The organism is Oceanimonas baumannii (genome assembly GCF_002245495.1).
Classification (GTDB): Bacteria; Pseudomonadota; Gammaproteobacteria; order Enterobacterales; family Aeromonadaceae; genus Oceanimonas; species Oceanimonas baumannii.
Genome location: NZ_NQJF01000005.1, coordinates 89,136 through 107,452, shown reverse-complemented (window position 1 = coordinate 107,452; position 18,317 = coordinate 89,136). Strand labels below are relative to the sequence as shown.

20 protein-coding genes are annotated in these 18,317 nt (G+C 56.3%); 5 read left to right on the top strand and 15 right to left on the bottom strand.

All coding sequences use genetic code 11. The features are described 5' to 3' along the window. The first annotated feature begins 9 nt into the window (after positions 1–9). Both B6S09_RS07165 and B6S09_RS07160 read left to right on the top strand, forming a co-directional pair. A complete protein-coding gene (locus tag B6S09_RS07165; protein WP_094277823.1) occupies positions 10–1,326 on the top strand; it encodes an NAD(P)/FAD-dependent oxidoreductase in 1,317 nt (438 codons plus the stop codon). Next, on the top strand, positions 1,323–1,673 hold the full coding sequence (locus tag B6S09_RS07160; RefSeq protein ID WP_094277822.1) for a EutQ-related cupin domain-containing protein: 351 nt from the start codon (positions 1,323–1,325) through the stop codon (positions 1,671–1,673). Before B6S09_RS07165 ends, B6S09_RS07160 begins: the two co-directional genes overlap by 4 nt. A 101-nt stretch (positions 1,674–1,774) precedes the next feature. Here B6S09_RS07160 and B6S09_RS07155 read toward each other — a convergent pair whose 3' ends face one another. From B6S09_RS07155 to B6S09_RS07140, 4 genes are all read right to left on the bottom strand, one after another. Beyond that, positions 1,775–2,326, bottom strand: a complete 552-nt coding sequence (locus B6S09_RS07155; protein WP_094277821.1) for a cysteine hydrolase family protein — start codon at positions 2,324–2,326, stop codon at positions 1,775–1,777. Between the two features lie 121 nt (positions 2,327–2,447). After that, positions 2,448–3,431: a GlxA family transcriptional regulator gene (locus B6S09_RS07150; RefSeq protein ID WP_208321704.1), complete on the bottom strand. Its 984-nt coding sequence runs from the start codon at positions 3,429–3,431 to the stop codon at positions 2,448–2,450. Between the two features lie 33 nt (positions 3,432–3,464). Beyond that, a complete protein-coding gene (locus B6S09_RS07145) occupies positions 3,465–3,794 on the bottom strand; it encodes an AzlD domain-containing protein (RefSeq protein WP_094277820.1) in 330 nt (109 codons plus the stop codon). Continuing rightward, positions 3,787–4,518 (bottom strand): AzlC family ABC transporter permease, encoded by a 732-nt coding sequence (locus tag B6S09_RS07140; RefSeq protein WP_094277819.1) that lies wholly within the window; start codon positions 4,516–4,518, stop codon positions 3,787–3,789. The genes B6S09_RS07145 and B6S09_RS07140 overlap by 8 nt, the downstream gene beginning before the upstream one ends. Before the next feature lie 338 nt (positions 4,519–4,856). On the opposite strand from B6S09_RS07140, the gene B6S09_RS07135 reads away from it, so the two are divergent. Both B6S09_RS07135 and B6S09_RS07130 read left to right on the top strand, forming a co-directional pair. Beyond that, complete coding sequence (locus B6S09_RS07135) at positions 4,857–5,402, top strand: carboxymuconolactone decarboxylase family protein (RefSeq protein ID WP_094277818.1); 546 nt, start codon at positions 4,857–4,859, stop codon at positions 5,400–5,402. A 12-nt stretch (positions 5,403–5,414) separates the two neighbouring features. Beyond that, on the top strand, positions 5,415–5,987 hold the full coding sequence (locus tag B6S09_RS07130; protein ID WP_166670286.1) for a TetR/AcrR family transcriptional regulator: 573 nt from the start codon (positions 5,415–5,417) through the stop codon (positions 5,985–5,987). Between the two features lie 94 nt (positions 5,988–6,081). Here the strand turns inward: B6S09_RS07130 and B6S09_RS07125 are convergent, their stop codons facing one another. The 11 genes from B6S09_RS07125 to B6S09_RS18440 form a co-directional block, all read right to left on the bottom strand. Continuing rightward, positions 6,082–6,408 (bottom strand): TRAP transporter large permease subunit, encoded by a 327-nt coding sequence (locus B6S09_RS07125; protein ID WP_279586645.1) that lies wholly within the window; start codon positions 6,406–6,408, stop codon positions 6,082–6,084. A 65-nt stretch (positions 6,409–6,473) separates the two neighbouring features. Then, positions 6,474–7,331: a DMT family transporter gene (locus B6S09_RS07120; protein WP_094277816.1), complete on the bottom strand. Its 858-nt coding sequence runs from the start codon at positions 7,329–7,331 to the stop codon at positions 6,474–6,476. A 99-nt stretch (positions 7,332–7,430) separates the two neighbouring features. Beyond that, on the bottom strand, positions 7,431–8,219 hold the full coding sequence (locus B6S09_RS07115; protein WP_094277815.1) for a maleate cis-trans isomerase family protein: 789 nt from the start codon (positions 8,217–8,219) through the stop codon (positions 7,431–7,433). 96 nt (positions 8,220–8,315) lie between these two features. Beyond that, positions 8,316–9,260, bottom strand: coding sequence for a cyclodeaminase (locus B6S09_RS07110; RefSeq protein ID WP_094277814.1), 945 nt, complete (start codon positions 9,258–9,260; stop codon positions 8,316–8,318). 39 nt (positions 9,261–9,299) lie between these two features. Next, positions 9,300–10,292 (bottom strand): hydroxyectoine utilization dehydratase EutB, encoded by a 993-nt coding sequence (gene eutB / locus B6S09_RS07105; RefSeq protein WP_243832800.1) that lies wholly within the window; start codon positions 10,290–10,292, stop codon positions 9,300–9,302. A gap of 111 nt (positions 10,293–10,403) precedes the next feature. Continuing rightward, positions 10,404–11,810, bottom strand: coding sequence for an aspartate aminotransferase family protein (locus B6S09_RS07100; protein ID WP_094277812.1), 1,407 nt, complete (start codon positions 11,808–11,810; stop codon positions 10,404–10,406). Positions 11,811–11,866: 56 nt separating this feature from the next. Next, complete coding sequence (locus B6S09_RS07095; protein ID WP_094277811.1) at positions 11,867–13,384, bottom strand: NAD-dependent succinate-semialdehyde dehydrogenase; 1,518 nt, start codon at positions 13,382–13,384, stop codon at positions 11,867–11,869. A gap of 196 nt (positions 13,385–13,580) precedes the next feature. Next, positions 13,581–14,060, bottom strand: a complete 480-nt coding sequence (locus B6S09_RS07090) for an Lrp/AsnC family transcriptional regulator (RefSeq protein ID WP_094277810.1) — start codon at positions 14,058–14,060, stop codon at positions 13,581–13,583. A gap of 98 nt (positions 14,061–14,158) precedes the next feature. Continuing rightward, a complete protein-coding gene (gene doeB / locus B6S09_RS07085; protein WP_094277809.1) occupies positions 14,159–15,160 on the bottom strand; it encodes a N(2)-acetyl-L-2,4-diaminobutanoate deacetylase DoeB in 1,002 nt (333 codons plus the stop codon). A gap of 6 nt (positions 15,161–15,166) precedes the next feature. After that, complete coding sequence (locus B6S09_RS07080; protein ID WP_094277808.1) at positions 15,167–16,354, bottom strand: M24 family metallopeptidase; 1,188 nt, start codon at positions 16,352–16,354, stop codon at positions 15,167–15,169. Positions 16,355–16,481: 127 nt separating this feature from the next. Next, on the bottom strand, positions 16,482–16,640 hold the full coding sequence (locus B6S09_RS18440; protein WP_166670285.1) for a hypothetical protein: 159 nt from the start codon (positions 16,638–16,640) through the stop codon (positions 16,482–16,484). 597 nt (positions 16,641–17,237) lie between these two features. On the opposite strand from B6S09_RS18440, the gene B6S09_RS07075 reads away from it, so the two are divergent. Next, entirely contained in the window at positions 17,238–18,257 is a 1,020-nt protein-coding gene (locus B6S09_RS07075) for a TRAP transporter substrate-binding protein (protein WP_166670284.1), read from the top strand. Positions 18,258–18,317 lie beyond the last annotated feature (60 nt).

Here is an 18,317-nt window from a genome sequence, read left to right as displayed (position 1 = left end):
GAAAACATCATGATTGCCTTACCTAACGACGATAACAGCTGCGGCTGGTATCAGGCGCTGCCACCGGCAGCGCCCGTCACCCGGCTCAAGGGCCGGCAACAGGCCGATTACGCCGTGCTGGGCGCGGGGTTTGCCGGCCTGGCTGCAGCCCGCCGGCTGGCTGAGCTCAAACCCGAGGCGCGTATTCTGCTGGTGGATGCCCAGCGGGTGGCGGAAGGTGCCTCCGGGCGCAACTCCGGCTTTGTGATTGATTTACCTCACAAGTTTGCCCTGGAGCATCCGGATCCGGCACACAAGCAGAAACTGCTGGGTCTGAACCGGGCGGCCATCGCCCAGTTGCAGGGGCTGGTGGAGCGCCATGACATCGACTGCCAGTGGTCTGCCGTGGGCAAATATCAGGGTGCGGTGGGGGAGCGCGGCATTGCCTTCCTCGAGCACTTCGAACATTTGATGAAGGATCTGGGCGAGCCTTACCACTGGGTAGAGCAAGCCGAACTGGGCAAGGTGCTGGGCACCGGTTTTTACCGCAAGGCGATTTTTACCCCGGGGTGTTACCTGATGCAGCCGGCGGCCTTGGTGCGCGGCATGGCCGAACACCTGCCCGGCAACGTGGAGCTGCTGGAGCAGTCGGCTATCCGTTCGCTGCGCCGTGAAGGTAATCAGTGGTGGCTGCAGGGGGATAACGGCGAGATCCTGACGCCGACCCTGTTGCTGGGCACCAGTATCTTTACCCGCGAGTTCGGTTACCTGAAAAACCGGCTGCTGCCGGTGATGACGTTTGCCAGCTGGACCCGGCCACTGACCGATGACGAGCTGGCCCGCTATGGTGGTGAGCTGAACTGGGGTCTGACCCCGGCGGATCACGCCGGCACCACGCTGCGCATGACCGCCGACCGGCGCATTCTGATCCGCAACAGCTACAAGCATGTGCCCAAATACGGTGCCAGCGTCAGCGAGCGGATGCGCCAGAAAATTCAGGCCGACCATCGCAAGGCGTTTCTGGATCGTTATCCGGATCTGGCCGGGGTGCCCTTTACCCATACCTGGGGAGGTGCTTATGCCATTTCCCGTAACTTCACCAACTTCTTTGGTGAACTGGAGGACGGCGTGTTTGCCAGTGCCTGTGACAACGGCGTGGGTGCGGCCTGGGGCACCATTTCCGGCACCCTGATGGCAGAGATGGCTGTAGGATCAGATTCCCGGTTGTTACGGGATATTCGTCAGGTTACCGGCATGCCCAGTCTGAACCCGCCCGAGCCCTTTCTGGGAGTGGGCGTGAAAAGCCGTATTCGCCTCGCCAGATGGCAAAGCAGGAGTGAATTGTGAAAGAAGTAAAACTGATTGACAGCAAGCAACTGGATTTTACCGTGCGGGGCGACACGCCCGGTATGGCCTGGGTGGCCCGGGCCCTGAGTCCGGAAGTGTCACCGAACATCGGGGTGGGCTTTGCCCGCTGGGAAGGGGCCGAAGTGGCCTGGACCGTACTTTATGATGAAGTGGTGTTCGTGATTGAAGGTTGTTTTGAACTGACCGCCAACGGTAAAAAGCACGAAGTACGCCCCGGCCAGATGCTGTGGATCCCCGAAGGCACCGAGCTGGTATACGGCGGCCACGCCCTCTTTGGTTATGTGGTGCACCCTGGTAACTGGAAAGAGCTGCACGGCCTGTCCTGAACCGAATAGTGATACGTCTCCAAGCACTACCTTGCCGGCCGGTTGGCCGGCTTTTTTGTGCTGTCAGACGGGGCAGAATGTGCGGTCTGCCCCACTGTTGTTCAGCTCCGGGCCAGATAGGCTGCGGTGGAGGTGACGGTGGCGTAGCCGAACTCAAAGGCTGCCATCATGGCGGCCTGGACATGAGCGGCCGGCACGGTCACGCCGTTAAATGTGAGGTCCAGAGTGGCGCAGGCATCGTGCAGTACGGTGACCGGGTAGCCCATGTCGGCAGCGGCGCGGACGCCCGCATCAACGCACATGTGGCTCATGGCACCGATAATGACGACGCTTTCTACTCCCCGGGACTCAAGCTGCTGTTTAAGGTTCGTCTCACGGAATGAATTGACATAATTTTTGACGATAACGGGCTCGTCGTGGCCGGGAGCGACACAAGGTTGAATTTCAACTCCGGAAGTGCCCGGCACAAACAACGGGGCTTCATTATTGGCGAATTCATGGCGGATATGGATGACAGGCATGCCTCTTTCGCGAGCATCAGCGATGACACTGGCGGCATTGGCCGTGGCGGCTTCGATGCCGGACAGGGGAAGTTTTCCGGTGGGCAGGTATTCATTCTGCAGATCAATAACGATCAGGGCGCATTTTTTCATTGTGCTCTCTCCTCATGAATGGAAAGAACATTGTGCTCGTCCGGGCACAACGCGAACAGTGTCGTGCACGACAATATCCGGGGTAATAACGACAGTCAGAAGTGTTGTTTTATTGTTGCTTTCAGGTGGTAGCACTACCAAAGCGGCGTCTGTACTCACTTGGTGTCAGGCCCACGATGCGCATGAATACTTTGCGAAATGCGCCGGTATCGCTATAACCAACCTCCCATGCCACCCGCTCAATGGTGGTTGTGCTGAATTGCAGTAACTCCCTGGCACGATTGACCCGCAGACGCTGGCAATACTCTGTGGTGGTCATACCGGTGGCTTTCTGGAAACGACGTAGCAGGGTGCGTTGTTCCAGTCTGGCCTGGGCGGCAAGGGTAGACAGGGCGACGTCTTTGGCACCGCTGGCCTGCAACCAGTGCTGGACTCTGAGCACCGCCGCATCGCCATGTGTCAGACAAGGCGAAAACACGCTGTAGTAACGCTGTTCCCGGCCGGGTGGGTCAACCAGCAGCATGCGGGCTGTTTCCAGCATGACAGCGGAGCCGAGAAGGCGATCCACCAGCTGCAGTCCCAGATCAAGCCATGACATCAGCCCGCCGGCAGTAATGATATCGCCGTCATCAATGATCAATCTGTCGGTATCTACCTGCACCGATGGAAAACGCTGTTGCAGTGCGTCGGCATGAGTCCAGTGGGTGGTCATCCGGCGGTTGTCTGTCAGGCCGGTGGCGGCCAGCACAAAAGCACCGGCACATACCGAGCTCAGAATAATGCCCTCGGCATGCCGCTCGCGCAGCCAATGAGCCAGATGTGCGGCTTCCTGAACGCTCATGGGGGTGTTCAGACTGGGTGGCAGGATCAGTGCCATCAGTTGGCCCGGTGGTGCTTCCGGGCAACTATCCGGGGTGCGGTGGGGCGGGACATCCGGATCCTGTGTTTGCCAGTGGCTGATGCGCAAGGCCGGGACATTGCTTCGGTGATCATTAATGGCGATACGATTGGCCATATTGAACAAATCAGTCAGTCCCAGAACGGCCGATTGCTGAGCTCCGGAATACAGAATGATCCCTATTTCGACAGGTGTTGTTTTATTCACGGGGCGATCTTGTCTGATGGTTTCTGAATGTTGTCACGGCAGGGTATAACGCATGATCCAGAAAGTGAGCATACCCAGGCACAGGGGCCAGAACACGCCCCGAAAACGCCAGGCCAGTCCGGCAGTGACAGCGGCGGCAGCCAGGGCTGGCAGGCTGGCCAGCAGGTCCGGTGTTTTGTTTTGCTGCACAATAGCCGGGATGGACAGGGTGGCCAGCACGGCCGGGGCGAGCAGGTGCAGTACCTTTTTATATTTATCCAGCCGGACCATGCCCTTGCCGTGAATCTGAATAAACGACAGCCTGATCAGAAAGGTACCGATACCGACGGCAATAAAAATGATCCATAACGTGGTTTCATTCATCAGGATGAGTCCGTTTCTTTATGAGCAAGGTGCTCGCTAACAGGCCAAGTGCAGTACCGCCGATAATCGCAGCAACAAATCCCAGGTTATAGGGCAAGCCGCTCAGGGCGATAGCCAGTATGGCGGAGCAGGTTGCCGTCACCAGCGCTGTGTTGTCGCGGATATTGGCAACCAGCATGGCCAGAAAAGCCAGAGGAATGGCGAACTCCAGAGACCATTCGGCCGGGATTTGCTCACCGACCAGCAGACCAAGGCCGACAGAGCCGACCCAGCTTACCCACAGGGCAAACGCGGCACCGATGTAGTAATACAGCTTTTCACGGCCATTATCCTGAGGAGAGAACCGCGAGGCGCATAAACCATAGGCCTGATCACTTAGCAGATAGACCAGTGGCCACTTGTGGCGGGTTTTCAGATCATGCAAAAGGGGGGCAAAGGCTGCGCTGTAAATAAGAAAGCGGATATTCACCATCAGGGCGGTAAAAACGATGATGGCGGGTAACGCCTGATCCTGAATCAGCTGATAGGCGGCCAGCTGGGCCGAGCCGGCAAAAAACAGCAGTGTCATGCCCAGGGTCATTTCAGGGGAAAAGCCAAGGCTGGTGCCATTGGCTCCGGCGATCAGGCCAAAGGGCAACACGCCGGGCACCATGGGCAGCAGCTCCTTGACCCCGGTGAGAAAATAAAATCGGTTATCGGGACGGTCTGAACCGGGAAACGCCATGGTGATGGATCCTGTTTTGAGATGTTATGTGATGAGAATGAACCGTTTATCACCCGATAGGCGAGGCTAGGCGGAAAAGAGCACAGGTTCAATACATTTAATGTTATTGCTACTGATTACTTCTGGTTATGGCTTGTGTGAGTCGGGGGGGCCTTGCTGTATATCTGGCACTGCACGGACCTGAATAAACTTTAGTGATCACTAAAATACCCCTTGACGAACAAGTTACCAAATGTATACTTAAGCTTAAGTTACCATTGGTAATTTGATTGGTGGTTATTGAACAGGATGGGGCTGACTCATTCTTTACTTACTCATATTCTGTAACGGAGCCTTGCATGCTTGAACTTAACCTGCGTACCATCGATACCGCTGACGAAATTGCGGCCCCCATCCTGAAAAGCTTTAAAGAGCAGTACGGCATGGTACCCAATTTTTTTGCGGCACTCGGTATTGATGGTGGTGCATTAAGTGGTTATCTCGATTTTGTAAATTCCATCGAAGCGCATGGCCAGCTCAACGAGCGCCAGCGTGAACTTATTTCCCTTGCTGTTGCTAATTACAACGGGTGTCATTACTGTGTCAGCGGCCATACCTTCTCCGCAAAACGTGCGGGATTGAGTTTGGATGAGTGTGAACAAGCACAGCTTGGTCAATCAACAGATCCTTACGAACAAGCGTTACTGAATTTGGTAGAACAGTTGCTTGAGAAAAAAGGGCACCTTGAAGAACAGGATAAACAAGATGCCTGTGATGCCGGAATGACCGAACAACTGGTGATCCAGGTCGCGGCGTGGACGGCACTCAATACGTTCAGCAACTGGGTCAATAACATCGTGCAAACGAAGATTGATTTTCCTAAGGTTCCGCTAGCACAACGCTAACTGGAGAAAAAGGTGGTAACTCGACTGACCAAGGAAGCCCGCCGCGATCAACTGCTGGATGTGGCAACCCAGATCATCCGGGAAAAAGGGACTGAAGCCCTGACACTCATTACCCTCGCACAAGAGGCGGGGGTAACAAAGCCAATCACTTATAATCACTTTGCAACCCGCCAAAGTTTACTGCTCGCAATCTATAAAAGGTGTGACAAGATTTTTGTCGAGACCATGAACGCAAAAATCGAACACCAGGCGAATTGTTTTGATGAAGCCGTTCAGCTCTTTTCTGATGCCTATCTCGAATGTGTGGAACAAAACGGCCGTGAATATGAAGAAGTGGTTTTCGCGCTTATGGCGTATCCGGATCATCGCCATGTCCGGCGCGTGATTCGTGATTTTTTCTGTGATGTTTTAATCGATGTGTTCCGTCCGTTTGTGACACAGCCACAGCAACTTTTGCCACTTCGCATGGCGGCGATTTTTGGTGCCATCGAAGGAATTGCGACCATGTTCAACGAAGCACGGGTCAAGCGTGAAGAGGCACGTAAGGCCATTGAAGACGTATTGTGTTGTCAGTTGCGAGACTGACTACGAGATGGAAGTGGATTACTGACGATAGTGCAGATTCCCCCTAAGCACGCTCCACATGGAGCGTGCTTTTTATTATCTTTTCTAAGAGTTGTTAGCCAGCAAGCCATTGAGGCAGCCACAGTGCCAGCCCCGGGTAAACGCATACCAGGGCCGCCGCCAGACACATCAGCATAAAAAATGGCAGGGCTGAGTAGGCGACCCGGCCGATATGCTCGCCGGTGAGCCCCTGCAGAACGAACAGGTTGAAACCCACCGGAGGGGTTATCTGCCCCAGCTCCACCATGATCACCAGAAATACTCCGAACCAGATTGGATCGTAGCCAGCCTGCAGGACGATAGGCAAGGTAATGGGCAGGCTCATGACGGTAATGGAAATACCATCCAGAAATAGTCCCAGCACAATATAGAACAGCGTCAGGACTATGATATTGCCGAAGTATAATCGCCGTTAACGACGTTCTGCTATCGTCAGATCGCCGGTGCTCAGGCTCCGGGCGTTGACGTTGACGTTGCCGAATGCGCGCGGCGCTGCCGCGGCAAGCGTGGCAGCAGCAGGGCGGTCAGTACCACCAGGCCACCCAGCACGGCTTCTCTGCCTGGCGGCTCGTTCAGTATCAGCCAGACCCAGAGTGGTCCCAGAAGCATTTCCAGTAACAACAGCAGTCCCACTTCTGCCGCCGGCAGATAACGTGGCCCCTGGCTGATCAGGGCATAGGCCAGGGGCACCACGCCCAGGCCAAGCAGACCCAGCCAGATTGCATCGGTGGCCGGTACGGTCAGTACCGGTGCCTGGGTAAAACCCACCAGGGCGATAATCAGGCCGGCGGGTACCAGTGCCGGTGCCATATTGGCCGGGCGGGCGGCGCGGTCGCAAACCAGTTTGCTGCCCAGGCAGACGGCACACAGCAGCGCGGCCAGATCGCCGGTCAGGTTGCCTTCCCGGCTGCCCGACATCACCAGCATCAGTCCTGCCAGGCACAGCGCCAGGGCCATCCAGGTGCGCAGCGTGATTTGCTCTTTCAGCACCAGGCGACTTAGCAGGGCACCCACCAGCGGGGCGGCGGCAAGAATGATCAGGGTATTGGCGACACTGGTGAGGCGCACGGCCAGCACAAAGGTAATGGTGGTGGCGGCATAGCACAGCGCCGAACCCAGCAGCAGCCGGCGCGGTAACCGCGCTTTGGGCCGGCAAAACACGGCCAGGCTCAGGCTGAGCAGCAGCCCGCGCCAGAACAGGAGCGTCCAGTGATCGGCACTGATAAGGCGGATCAGCAGGGCATCCAGGCTCAGCACCGTCACGCCGGCCAGGGTCAGGATTACGCCTTTTTGGTGAGGAGTCATAAGGGCCTCTGCAGTATAAAAATAGAGCTCAGCATGGCGTGTTCGCAGGGTGCGGGTTGTGCTGAAAGCGGCCTGATGGGTAACGGAAACGACTTGCTATCAGGGGCCTTTTGTCTGCTGGCGCAGCAAGCGGCCAACGTCGGGCTGGTCCGGCTGACGGCCGGCAAGGCGCAGGGCATGCCAGTACATGGCCTGGTTGGAACTCACCACGGGCAGGTTAAAGCCTTGTTCAAGCGGCTCCAGCACCGCCAGTGTCTTCAGGTTGGTACAGGACAGAAAGATGCCGTCGGCCTGGCAGCCATCCAGCAGGGCGGCCGAGGCTGCCATGATGGCATCGGGATGGATGGAGGGAATTTCGGTGTCCAGCATCAGCCCAAAGGCACCGAAGGCCACTACTTCAATGCCGGCCTGTTGCAGGGCCTGGTAAAGTGGCCGGTTCACCTCGGTCTGATAAGGCGTCAGTACCGCCAGTCGGTGAATGCCCAGATGCTGAAATGCCGACAGGCTGGCCTGCCAGGGATTGGTGGCGGGCAGCCCCGGCCGATCCCGGGTCAGGCGTTCGGCAACGGTGTCATTGCCAAGCAGCATGCTGGCAGAGGTACAGCCAAAGGCCATGACATCCAGTGACAGTCCCGGTGCTATTTGAGCGGCAGCACCGGCAATATGTTCACCGGTGGCCCTGAGGGCATGCGGGGTCATCTGGCTGCTGCAGGGCAGGCGGGTGCTGTAAATCTCAACCCCGGGTCCGGCCAGCCGGTGCCAGTCGTTTTCCAGGGTGTAATCGCTTGCCAGTTGCACCAGGCCGATACGGAGCTGTGCCCGGCGGGTATCGTTATAAAAGGAGTAAACCTGCTCCAGAGCGGTAAAGGGATCGTTGACGAGACTCATGCTGTGTATCCTTGCAATCACAGCCGAACGGGATCGGCTATCCGTAGATGGCCGGGAAGCGGCCATCTGATAATGGTTGAAAGTCAGGTCTGCGGATCAGCCGTGCAGGCGGTCGGCGGTATAGTTGGCGATGGCGGTGTCCTGCACTCCGGTGCCACTCAGATCGCAGACGGTGATCTGCTGTGCGTTGGTGCGCAGTTGCAGGTGTTCGGCCACCACCTGGCCCAGTTCGAATACCGGCCGGGTAAAGGGGCCGGGGAAATGATGAAGTTCACCAATCACCTCCGACTGTGCTCGTCTGTCCACCACCAACACGTCGGCATTGGCCAGAATGGCGGGCTCCAGCTCCTGCTTGTGGCTGTTGTCCGAGCCCATGGCGGTCACATGGGTACCGGGGCGCAGATCGGTCCAGTGCAGCACCGGACTGGAGGCGGGGGTGGTGGTTACCACTATGTCGGCGGCGGCACAGGCGGAAGCCGCACTGGTGTGCACCGTCACCGGCAAACCATATTGCTGTGCCATCCGCTTTTGGTAAGCGGCCATCTTGTCAGCGTTGCGGGCAAAGACATGCACTTCCCGGATGGGGCGCACCAGGGTGAGGGCGGCTACCTGCAGTTCGGCCTGCAGACCGGCACCGATTACCGCCACTGAGCGGCTATCCGGCCGTGAAAGGTGTTTGGCGGCGATGGCCCCGGCCAGGGCGGTGCGGATATTGGTCAGGTAGCCTTCGTCAAACAACACCGAATCGACCAGGCCGGTTTTGGCCGAGAACAGTACCATCAACCCGTTCAGGCTGGGCAGGCCGAGTCTGGGATTGTCGAAAAAGCCGGGGCTTATCTTGATGGCAAACCTGTCTTTTCCGCGAATATGGGCGGTTTTAACATCCACTTCGCCATTACTTTCACTGATATTCATGTTCAGTACCGGTGGTATGGCGACTTCATTCCGCCCCAGGGCGGCAAAGCCAGCTTCTACCGCCGCCAGCGCATCGGCGGTCAGGCCGGTTACTTTGGCTATCTGTGCCTGGTGATAAATCTTCATCTGTTGCTCCAAAGCGGGTGTCTTGATGAGGGGATCTGGTCAGGATGGGATGGCAGCCAGGCACCGGGCCTGGTCAAAGGTTTCCAGCGCCACGTTATGGCCACTGATCACAAACACCACTTTTTTGCCACGCATGTCCAGCCGGTGCTGCTCCATGGCCGCCACGCCGGCCACGGCGGCACCTTCCACCAGCATTTTTTCCTGCCTGGCAAAGTGCACCATGGCGCGGGCGATGGCACTTTCGCTGACCAGATAGGACTGGCTCATCACCTGGCGTACCGCGTGGAAGCTGTATTGGTTACTCAGCCCGATGCCTCCACCCAGACTGTCGGCAAAGGATGCGTATTCGGTGACCTGTACCGGCCGGCCTTGTTGCAGGCTTTCGACCATGGCGGCACCTTTGTCCATGGACACACCAATCAGCTCGATGGCCGGGTTTATGCTTTTTACGGCAATGCCGATGCCGCCCAGCAGGCCACCGCCGGAGAGGCCGGCAAAGATGGTGTCCACGTCTGGTAAGTCCTCCAGAATTTCCAGACCGATGGTGCCCTGGCCGGCAATAATATCCGGATGATCGAAAGGAGGCAGATAGCTCATGCCCTGCTCTGCGACCAGCCGTAATGCTTCCACTTCGGCCTCATCCTGGGAGTCGCCGATAATCCGGGCTTCGGCACCCAGTTCGCGAATGGCGGTGACCTTGTTGGCCGGCACCAGTCTGGACATACAGATAATGGTGTTAATGCCGAGTTTGTTGCCGGCGTAGGCGATGGCCCTGCCGTGGTTGCCGGTAGAGCAGGTAACCACTCCGTGCTGGCGTTGCTCGCGGGTCAGTTTGCTCATGGCAAAGGTGGCACCGCGCAGTTTGAAGGCGCCGGTGGGTTGCAGGGTTTCCAGCTTGAGCCAGGCTTCGCAGCCGAAACGACGGGATAGCGACTCGGAGCGGATAAGCGGCGTTCGCACCACCTGGCCCTGCAATGCCTGCCGGGCCAGGTACATCTGATGCGGATCGGGGATAAAGGTCGTTGCTGGCATCCGTTGCCTCTTCTTTATACGTTGCTACCGCAAAAGCGAGGACCGGTGGACGATCCTCGCTGGGTTATTGTTTACTGTGGGCCGGCTGATGCCGGAGCGGGCAGCGCCGGGTTATCTGGCGTTCCAGTCACCGCTGCTGATCAGCTTGTCGGTCACCTTGTTCACCGCACGCAGGGTGCGCTCAACGATGTCGTCCACTTCGTTACGGGTCACCACCAGCGGCGGAGCAAAGCCCAGAATGTCGCCGTGGGGCATGGCGCGGGCGATCAGACCCTGCTCCAGACAGGCGGCGGAAATCTGCGGGCCGACCTTGAGGTTGGGATCGAAATGCTCGCGCTTGGTCTTGTTGCTGGAGAATTCCAGGGCGTGCAGCAGGCCGACACCGCGGCTGTCACCCACCAGCGGGTGGTTGGCAAAGGTTTCCTGCATGCGTTGCTGCAGGTAGGCACCGGTGTCACGGGCATTACCGACCAGGTTTTCACGGGCGATGATGTCCAGGTTGCACAGGGCGGAGGCAGCACCGATGGGGTGGCCGGAGTAGGTGTAACCATGACCGATGGCACCCCATTGATCGGTTCCCTGCTCCAGCACGGTCCAGACCTTCTCGCCCACAATCACGCCGGACAGCGGCTGGTAGGCGGAGGTGAGGCCTTTGGCCACGGTGATCAGATCCGGCTTCATGTCGTAATAGATGGAACCAAACTCGGAGCCCAGACGGCCGAAACCACATACTACTTCGTCGGCAATCAGCAGAATGTCGTATTTGTCGAGCACCTTGCGGATCTCGGCCCAGTAGCCTTCGGGCGGCGGTACGATACCGCCGGTGCCCAGTACCGGTTCACCGATCATGGCAGCAACGGTGTCCGGGCCTTCGGCCAGGATCATTTCTTCCAGCTTGGCGGCGCAGTACCTGGAGAACTCCAGCTCGCTCATGTTGTCGTCTTCGCGGCGGTAGTAAACCGGTGCGATGGTGTGCTTGATGCGCTCAAGCGGCAGATCAAAATGGGCATGGAACAACGGCAGGCCGGTCATGGAGCCGGAGGCAATGCTGGAGCCGTGGTAGCCGCGATCCCGGGAGATCACCTTCTTCTTCTGGGGCAGGCCGCGGGCGTTGTTGTAATACCACACCAGCTTGAGCTGGGTTTCATTGGCATCACTGCCGGACATGCCGTAGTACACCTTGCTCATGCCGGCCGGGGCCATCTTGATGATGCGTTCGGACAGTTCGATCAGCGCCTCGTTGGTGTGACCCACGTAGGTGTGGTAATAGGCCAGTTTCTTGGCCTGCTCGTAGATGGCCTCGGCCATTTCGGTGCGGCCATAACCGATATTCACGCAATACAGGCCGGCGAAGGCATCAACCAGCTCAACGCCTTCGGAGTCCTTGATACGAATACCTTCGGCACCGGTGATAATGCGGCCGCCGATTTCCCCATGGGCATATTGCTTCAGGTGAGTAGAGGCGTGAAACACGGTGTTGCGATCGATTTCGAGCAGCTTTTTGGTATCTATGGTCATGTTAAATACTCCTGTAATCAGTACGTGTCGTTGCTGTGTAATTCCATCTATCAGGTTCAGCTGCCGCTGACGGTCGGCATGCCGCCCAGGCAGTAATATTTGAGCTGGCTGTATTCATCGAAGCCATGACGGCTGCCTTCACGGCCCAGGCCGGATTGCTTGACGCCGCCGAAGGGGATCGGATGGCCGGTCATTTTTACCGAGTTGACCGAGACCATGCCGAACTCCAGACCGCGCATCAGTTGCCAGATATGGCGAATATCGTGACCGTAAACATAGGCGGCCAGGCCGTATTCGGTGTCGTTGGCCAGGGGGATCAGCGCGTCAATGCTGTCGTAGGGCAGCACCCCGGCTACCGGACAGAAGTTTTCTTCACGGAACACCTTCATCTCGGGGGTTACGTCGGCCAGCAGGGTGGGCATAAAAAAGTTGTCTCCCGGTGCCTGGCTCTGGTCACCGGCGATCAGCCGGGCACCTTTGGCAATGGCGTCGTCGACAATTTCCCGCGCCTTGGTCACGGCCTGACGGAAGATCAGCGGGCCCATGGTGACGCCGTCATCAAAGCCGTTACCTACTTTTATGGCGGCCATTTCGGCGGCGAAGGCGGCGAGAAATGCCTCGTATTTGTCGCGCGGCACAAAAATGCGGTTGGCGGCCAGACAGTCCTGGCCGGCGGTCTGGAATTTGGCATCCACGGCGGCCTTGGCGGCGGCGGTGATGTCCATGTCGGGCAGCACAATAAAGGGAGCGTTGCCGCCCAGCTCCATGGAGCATTTCTTGACGGTGGCGGCGGCCTGCTCCAGCAGTAGCTTGCCCACCCGGGTTGAGCCGGTAAAGGAAAGAGCCTTGACTTTATCGGACCGGCACAACACCGAGCACACCTCGGCTCCGTCACCGGGGATCACGTTATAGACACCAGCCGGGAAGCCGGCTCGCTCGGCCAGCTCGGCCAGAGCCAGTGCCGAAAAGGGGGTTTCATTCGCGGGCTTGACCAGCACGGTGCAGCCGATGGCCAGAGCCGCTGCGGCCTTGCGGGTGATCATGGCGTGGGGGAAATTCCAGGGCGTGATCAGGGCCGCGACGCCAATAGGCTCACGAATGGTGGCCAGCTGAGCATTGGGTATATGGCTGGGAATGGTGTCGCCATAGGCCCGGCGTGCCTCTTCAGCAAACCAGCGGATAAAGGAAGCACCGTAGTTGACCTCGCCGCGGGCATCATCCAGGGATTTACCCTGCTCCAGCACCATCAGGGTGGCCAGATCTTCCTTGTGCTCCAGGATTAGATCGTGCCAGCGCATCAGAATGGCGGCGCGTTCGTCGGCCATCAGCGCACGCCAGGCGGGTAGTGCCTGTTCGGCGGCATCAATCGCCTGTGAGATTTGCTGTGGCTGCAGTTGGGTACAGTGCCCAATCACATCATCGGTAGCCGGATTCAGTACGGGAACGTCCTGGCTGGCGCTAACCCATTTGCCGTTGATATAGGCCAGTTCGCGCACCAGGCGGGGGTCCTGCAGATAAGGCATAATCGCTTCGGTGACCTTGCTGTCGAAGCTGTCTTGTAAGGGAAGGCTCATAAACACCACCAGTTTGCTCTAGGGGGACGGGTTGTTGCTATGAGGTCATTCTAGGTGGGATAGCCGGGGAATACTTTTTGTTGCCCGGAGCCAAAAGGGGCAATTTTTCTGGAGTTCGGGGTAAAAAATGATGTTTTTGCTGGAGCGGGAACAGGACCGGTGACAGGGAAGGAGAGGGCACCGGCCCGGCGGTGTGCTATGCCAGCATTTCCGGCGAAAACTCCAGTTTGGCAGATCGCTGCTTGATGGTTTTGGTCACAATGTAGGTAAAGTAGCGCTCAATGCCGAGCTCCGATACCAGCCAGCTGTCGATCAGTCGCTGGTAGTGGTCAATGCCTTCACTCATCACCCGCAGAATGTAATCCACGCCGCCGCCGGTGGCGAAGCAGTCCACCACTTCTTCGCATTGCATCATGGCTCTTTCGAAGCGGTGAAAGGCATCAGCATTATGCTGTTTGAGAGTGACTTCCACCATCACCGGGGTGCGTTTGAACAGGATGTCGGTATTAATACGGGCACCATACCCCTGAATGATGCCGGCATCTTCCAGTCGTTTGACTCGTTCCCAGCAAGGGCTGACCGACAGGTTGATCGCCTCGGCCAGCCCCGACTTGGTGATGCGGCCCTGCTGATGCAGTATGTGCAGAATTTTGATGTCGTAACGATCCAGACGCATTGTTACTACCTGTTTACGTTTTTGAAAAATTTCTTGCAGTATACAAAGGGCTGCTGGTGGTAACTAGCAGCCCTTGTTTAATAAATTGCAGTTTTTTGTTAACAAGTCACATCAACGGCCAGTACCGCGAAGGTATCTCCGATATCGATCAAGGAAGGGTGACGGCGTCCGGCCAGAATGCCATCACGCCGGGCCCGGTATTCTGCCGGTGGCTGGCCGGTACGTTCCAGGGTGTGGATGGATGCCACCAGGTCGCCTGCTTTCACCTCATCACCCAGCGTCACGTGCATTTCCAGCAGTCCATGGTGCTCACTCATCATGTAGCAGGAGCCATCGGGCATATCCAGCAGGCGGGGCGGGGTGTCGGGTAACTGGTAATCTCCCTGAGTGAGGCCGGAGAAGAGCAGGAAGTTATGCAGGCCGCGATCCACCATGGCAATGGTTTCCGGGGTACTGGTGCCGCCGCCACACAGCTCGGTGGTGACAAAAACCTTGCCCTGTGATTCCACGGCGGTGTCGTACAGCGAAGCGGTATCGAGTTCGAACATCACCACCGTATTGGGGGCGCCAAACAGCCTGGCTCCTTCGATGCAGGCGGCTTCCTGGGCTGGATCCGGCAGCCGGTGTGCGGCGGAGAACGGGATAAAGTCGAGGGTCTTGCCACCGGAGTGAATATCCAGTGCATAGTCACACATGGGCACCAGATAACGGCTGAAATAGTCGGCAATACGTTGGGTCATGGTGCCTGCCGGATCACCGGGGAAGCTGCGGTTCATGTTGCCCTGATCGATGGGAGATGTACGGCTGCCGTTTCTCACCGCCGGATAGTTCATGGCCGGCACGATGATCACCCGGCCCCGTATCTGCTCAGGAGTCAGGCGGTTGGCCAGCTTGAGCAGGCCGGTGATACCTTCGTATTCATCGCCATGGTTGCCACCGGTGAGCAGGGCGGTGGGACCTTCACCGTTTTTAATCACGGTGATTGGGATCATGATGCAGCCCCAGGCCGATTGATCACTGGAGTAGGGCAATTTCAGAAAACCGTGCTGCTTGCCATCCTGTTCGAAATCCACTGTGGGGGTAATGGTGGTTGCCTGCATGAGTCGTTACCTCTTCACGAAAAGTTGACGCGGATAGTTACACAGGGTTTCGACCCCGGTGTCGGTGATGACAATACTTTCGGTGGTTTCAATGCCCCAGTCGTCGAGCCATAATCCGGGCATGAAGTGGAAGGTCATACCCGGCTCCAGAATGGTCTGATCGGTGTTACGCAGGCTCATGGTGCGCTCACCCCAGTCCGGTGGATAGCTTAGACCGATAGGGTAACCGCAGCGGGCACCTTCACGGTCGAAGCCGTATTCTGCCAGGGTGGCGTTGAGGGCATCGGCGATATCGGCACAGCGGTTACCGGGTCTGGCGGCGGCCAGGCCGGCTTCAAGTCCGGCATTGAGGGCTTCGGAGCCACGCAGAAAGTTATCACTGGGCTGCCCCAGATAGATAGTACGGGACATCGGGCAATGATAGCGGCGGTGGCAGCCAGCAATTTCAAAGAAGGTGCCCTCGTTGTTGTTGAACGGACGCTCATCCCAGGTCAGATGCGGAGCCGAGGCGTCCTTGCCCGAGGGCAGCATGGGAACAATGGCCGGATAGTCGCCAAAATGACCCTCATGTCCCTCCATCGCCACCCGGTATATTTCAGCGACCAGACGGTTTTTGGGCAAACCGGGCTCGATCATGTCGTAGGCGGCCTGGTGCATATTTTCAACAATACGTGCGGCAATACGCATGTATTTAAGTTCGGTTTCCGACTTGACGGCCCGGCACCAGTTGACCAGAGAAGTAACGTCCACCAGGGTGGCATCCGGCAGGTTTTCCGTCAGCGCCAGATAAGCCGTGGGGCTGAAGTAGTAGTTATCCATCTCAATGCCGATATTGCCGCGGGCCCAGTCTCTGGGTTTGAGGATCTGGTTGGCCAGGTACTCCATGGCATGCAGCGGCGGGTTCATCACGTAATGGTCCGGGTACCAGGTAATGTTTTCTTCCAGCATATAAACAGTGCGTTTTGCACCATGCGAGTCCATTTGCCGGCCATACCAGATAGGCTCGCCGGTCATGCTGACCACTACAACCTGCGGAGTATAGAAAGACCAGCCGTCATAGCCGGTTAGCCAGGCAATATTGGACGGATCGTGCACAATCAGGGTGTGGATTTCGTGCTTGTCCATGGCTGCGCGTACTTTGGCCAGCCGCTGCTGGTATTCTTCGATAGCGAAATTGAGAACATGGTTATGCATGGGGTACATCTCATCAATGTCAATCGGGACCACCAAGCCCTGTCTTCCCCTGAGGGAAGTCAGTAAGTGGCATTTCTTTTTGGGGATGTGCGGTTGAATCGGCCGTGGTCACCGACTCAACCGCATATTAGCGATCGAGGGGGAACTGGCCTTTTACTAGAAGGATACGGTTTCGTGCCGGTGAGATAGCGGCATAAAACGAAATAGTATGCTGGCAATATTCATCCATGCGAATTACCTCATCAGGCATCATGCCTTTTTGGAATAAGTAATATGATTCTTCCATGATCACTATTCCATGACCCAGACAGAATATGCTTAATAAAATAAAATTATCACAATAACGATACTTGTCTCACCGTATTGTCAGACCCATTTCAGATGGCGCCAGTACACAACAGTTTATTTAATTGTGTCAATCGTTTTATTTGCTTTAAAAAATAAAAAAATTCTCCTGACTTCCACTGTCTGATGACTTGCTTATCGTGCGGCTGACATACCTCCGTATTGTGACGACCTGGTGCTCTTTTGTCCCCATATTGGACCTTTCCCTGAGCGGGATCAACGCCGGTCAGGTACCTCCTTAAGGTGATAGGTGGTGCCTTTAAAGTCAATTTTATCAATGGTTTGAGCTTGCTTTGATAGGGTGGCCATTCGTTTGTAAGACACAGATTTTCTGTTGTAGAGGCCAATAACAGAAGAAGTCGCAACATCTGCCCCTATGACACAAAAAAAATCCTCCATCGGCTTCGGTAGAGTACAAGAGCACTTAAATTATCAGCCATAGAAATCAGTGTTAAAGCGCGGTGAGGAACGGGCTTCAGAGGCTGCCGCCAAACCCACTTTTATTAAAGTAAAATAAATCATCAGAGGGATTACTGATATGAGTAAGAAAGCGTGGAGTCTTACCACCAACATTTCTGTCGCTGCTTTGGCGTTGTGCTCTCTACAGGCCAATGCCGCTAACTGGCGTTATGCCATTGAAGAAAGCCTGAGCGAAGTCCAGGGCGTTTATGCGACCAGGTTTAAGGAAGTGGTTGAAGCCAATTCCAGTCACAAGGTTCAAATCTATCCATTCGGTACACTGGGAGAGTCTGTTGATGTGATGGAGCAGGCTCAGGCCGGTATTCTGCAATTTGTTGATCAGTCACCTGGTTTTACTGGCAGCCTGATACCCGAAGCTCAGATTTTCCTGATGCCGTATGTTCTTCCTGAAAAGCAAAGCGAAATTAACTATTTCTTTAAAAATTCCAAGGTCATTAACGAAACGTTTCCCAAGCTTTACGCAGAAAGAGACCTGGAATTATTGAGCATGTTCCCCGAGGGCCGGGTGCATATTACTACTCAGCAGCCCTTTGAAACGCCTGAGGATCTGGATGGTGTGAAGATCCGCGTGATGACTTCACCATTGTTGGTTGAAACTTATAAGTCTTTTGGTGCTGTACCGACACCGCTGCCTTGGGGAGAAGTATTTGGTGCGATGCAAACCAAAATGATTCAGGGGCAGGAAAATCCCATGTTCTATATCGAGTCAACCAAGATGTATGAAGTATCTGAGGTGATCACCGATATTGGTCATAACATTTTCACCACTGCGGTGATGGCTAACAAACGCTTTTATGACGGTTTGCCGGCGGAAGATCAGGCATTGATTCAGAAAGCGATCGGCGAGGCTACGGATTACATTCTTGAATATCAGCAAGGGCTGGAAGAAGAGTCCATTGCCAAGGTCAAGGCTGCCAAGCCGGATATCAAGCTGGTTTCACTCGATGAGGATAAGCGAGTGCGCTTCCGCGAAGCTTCTTCCTCGGTAAAGGAAAAGTTTGTCACCATGACCGGTGATTCAGGGAAAGCGATTCTTGAACAAATGGAAGCAGATTTACAGGCAGCCAGCGGCAAGTAAGCTCCTTTCTGTGGTGCAGGGTTTACTGCACCACAATCGTACTCTAAAGATCCAAGGACC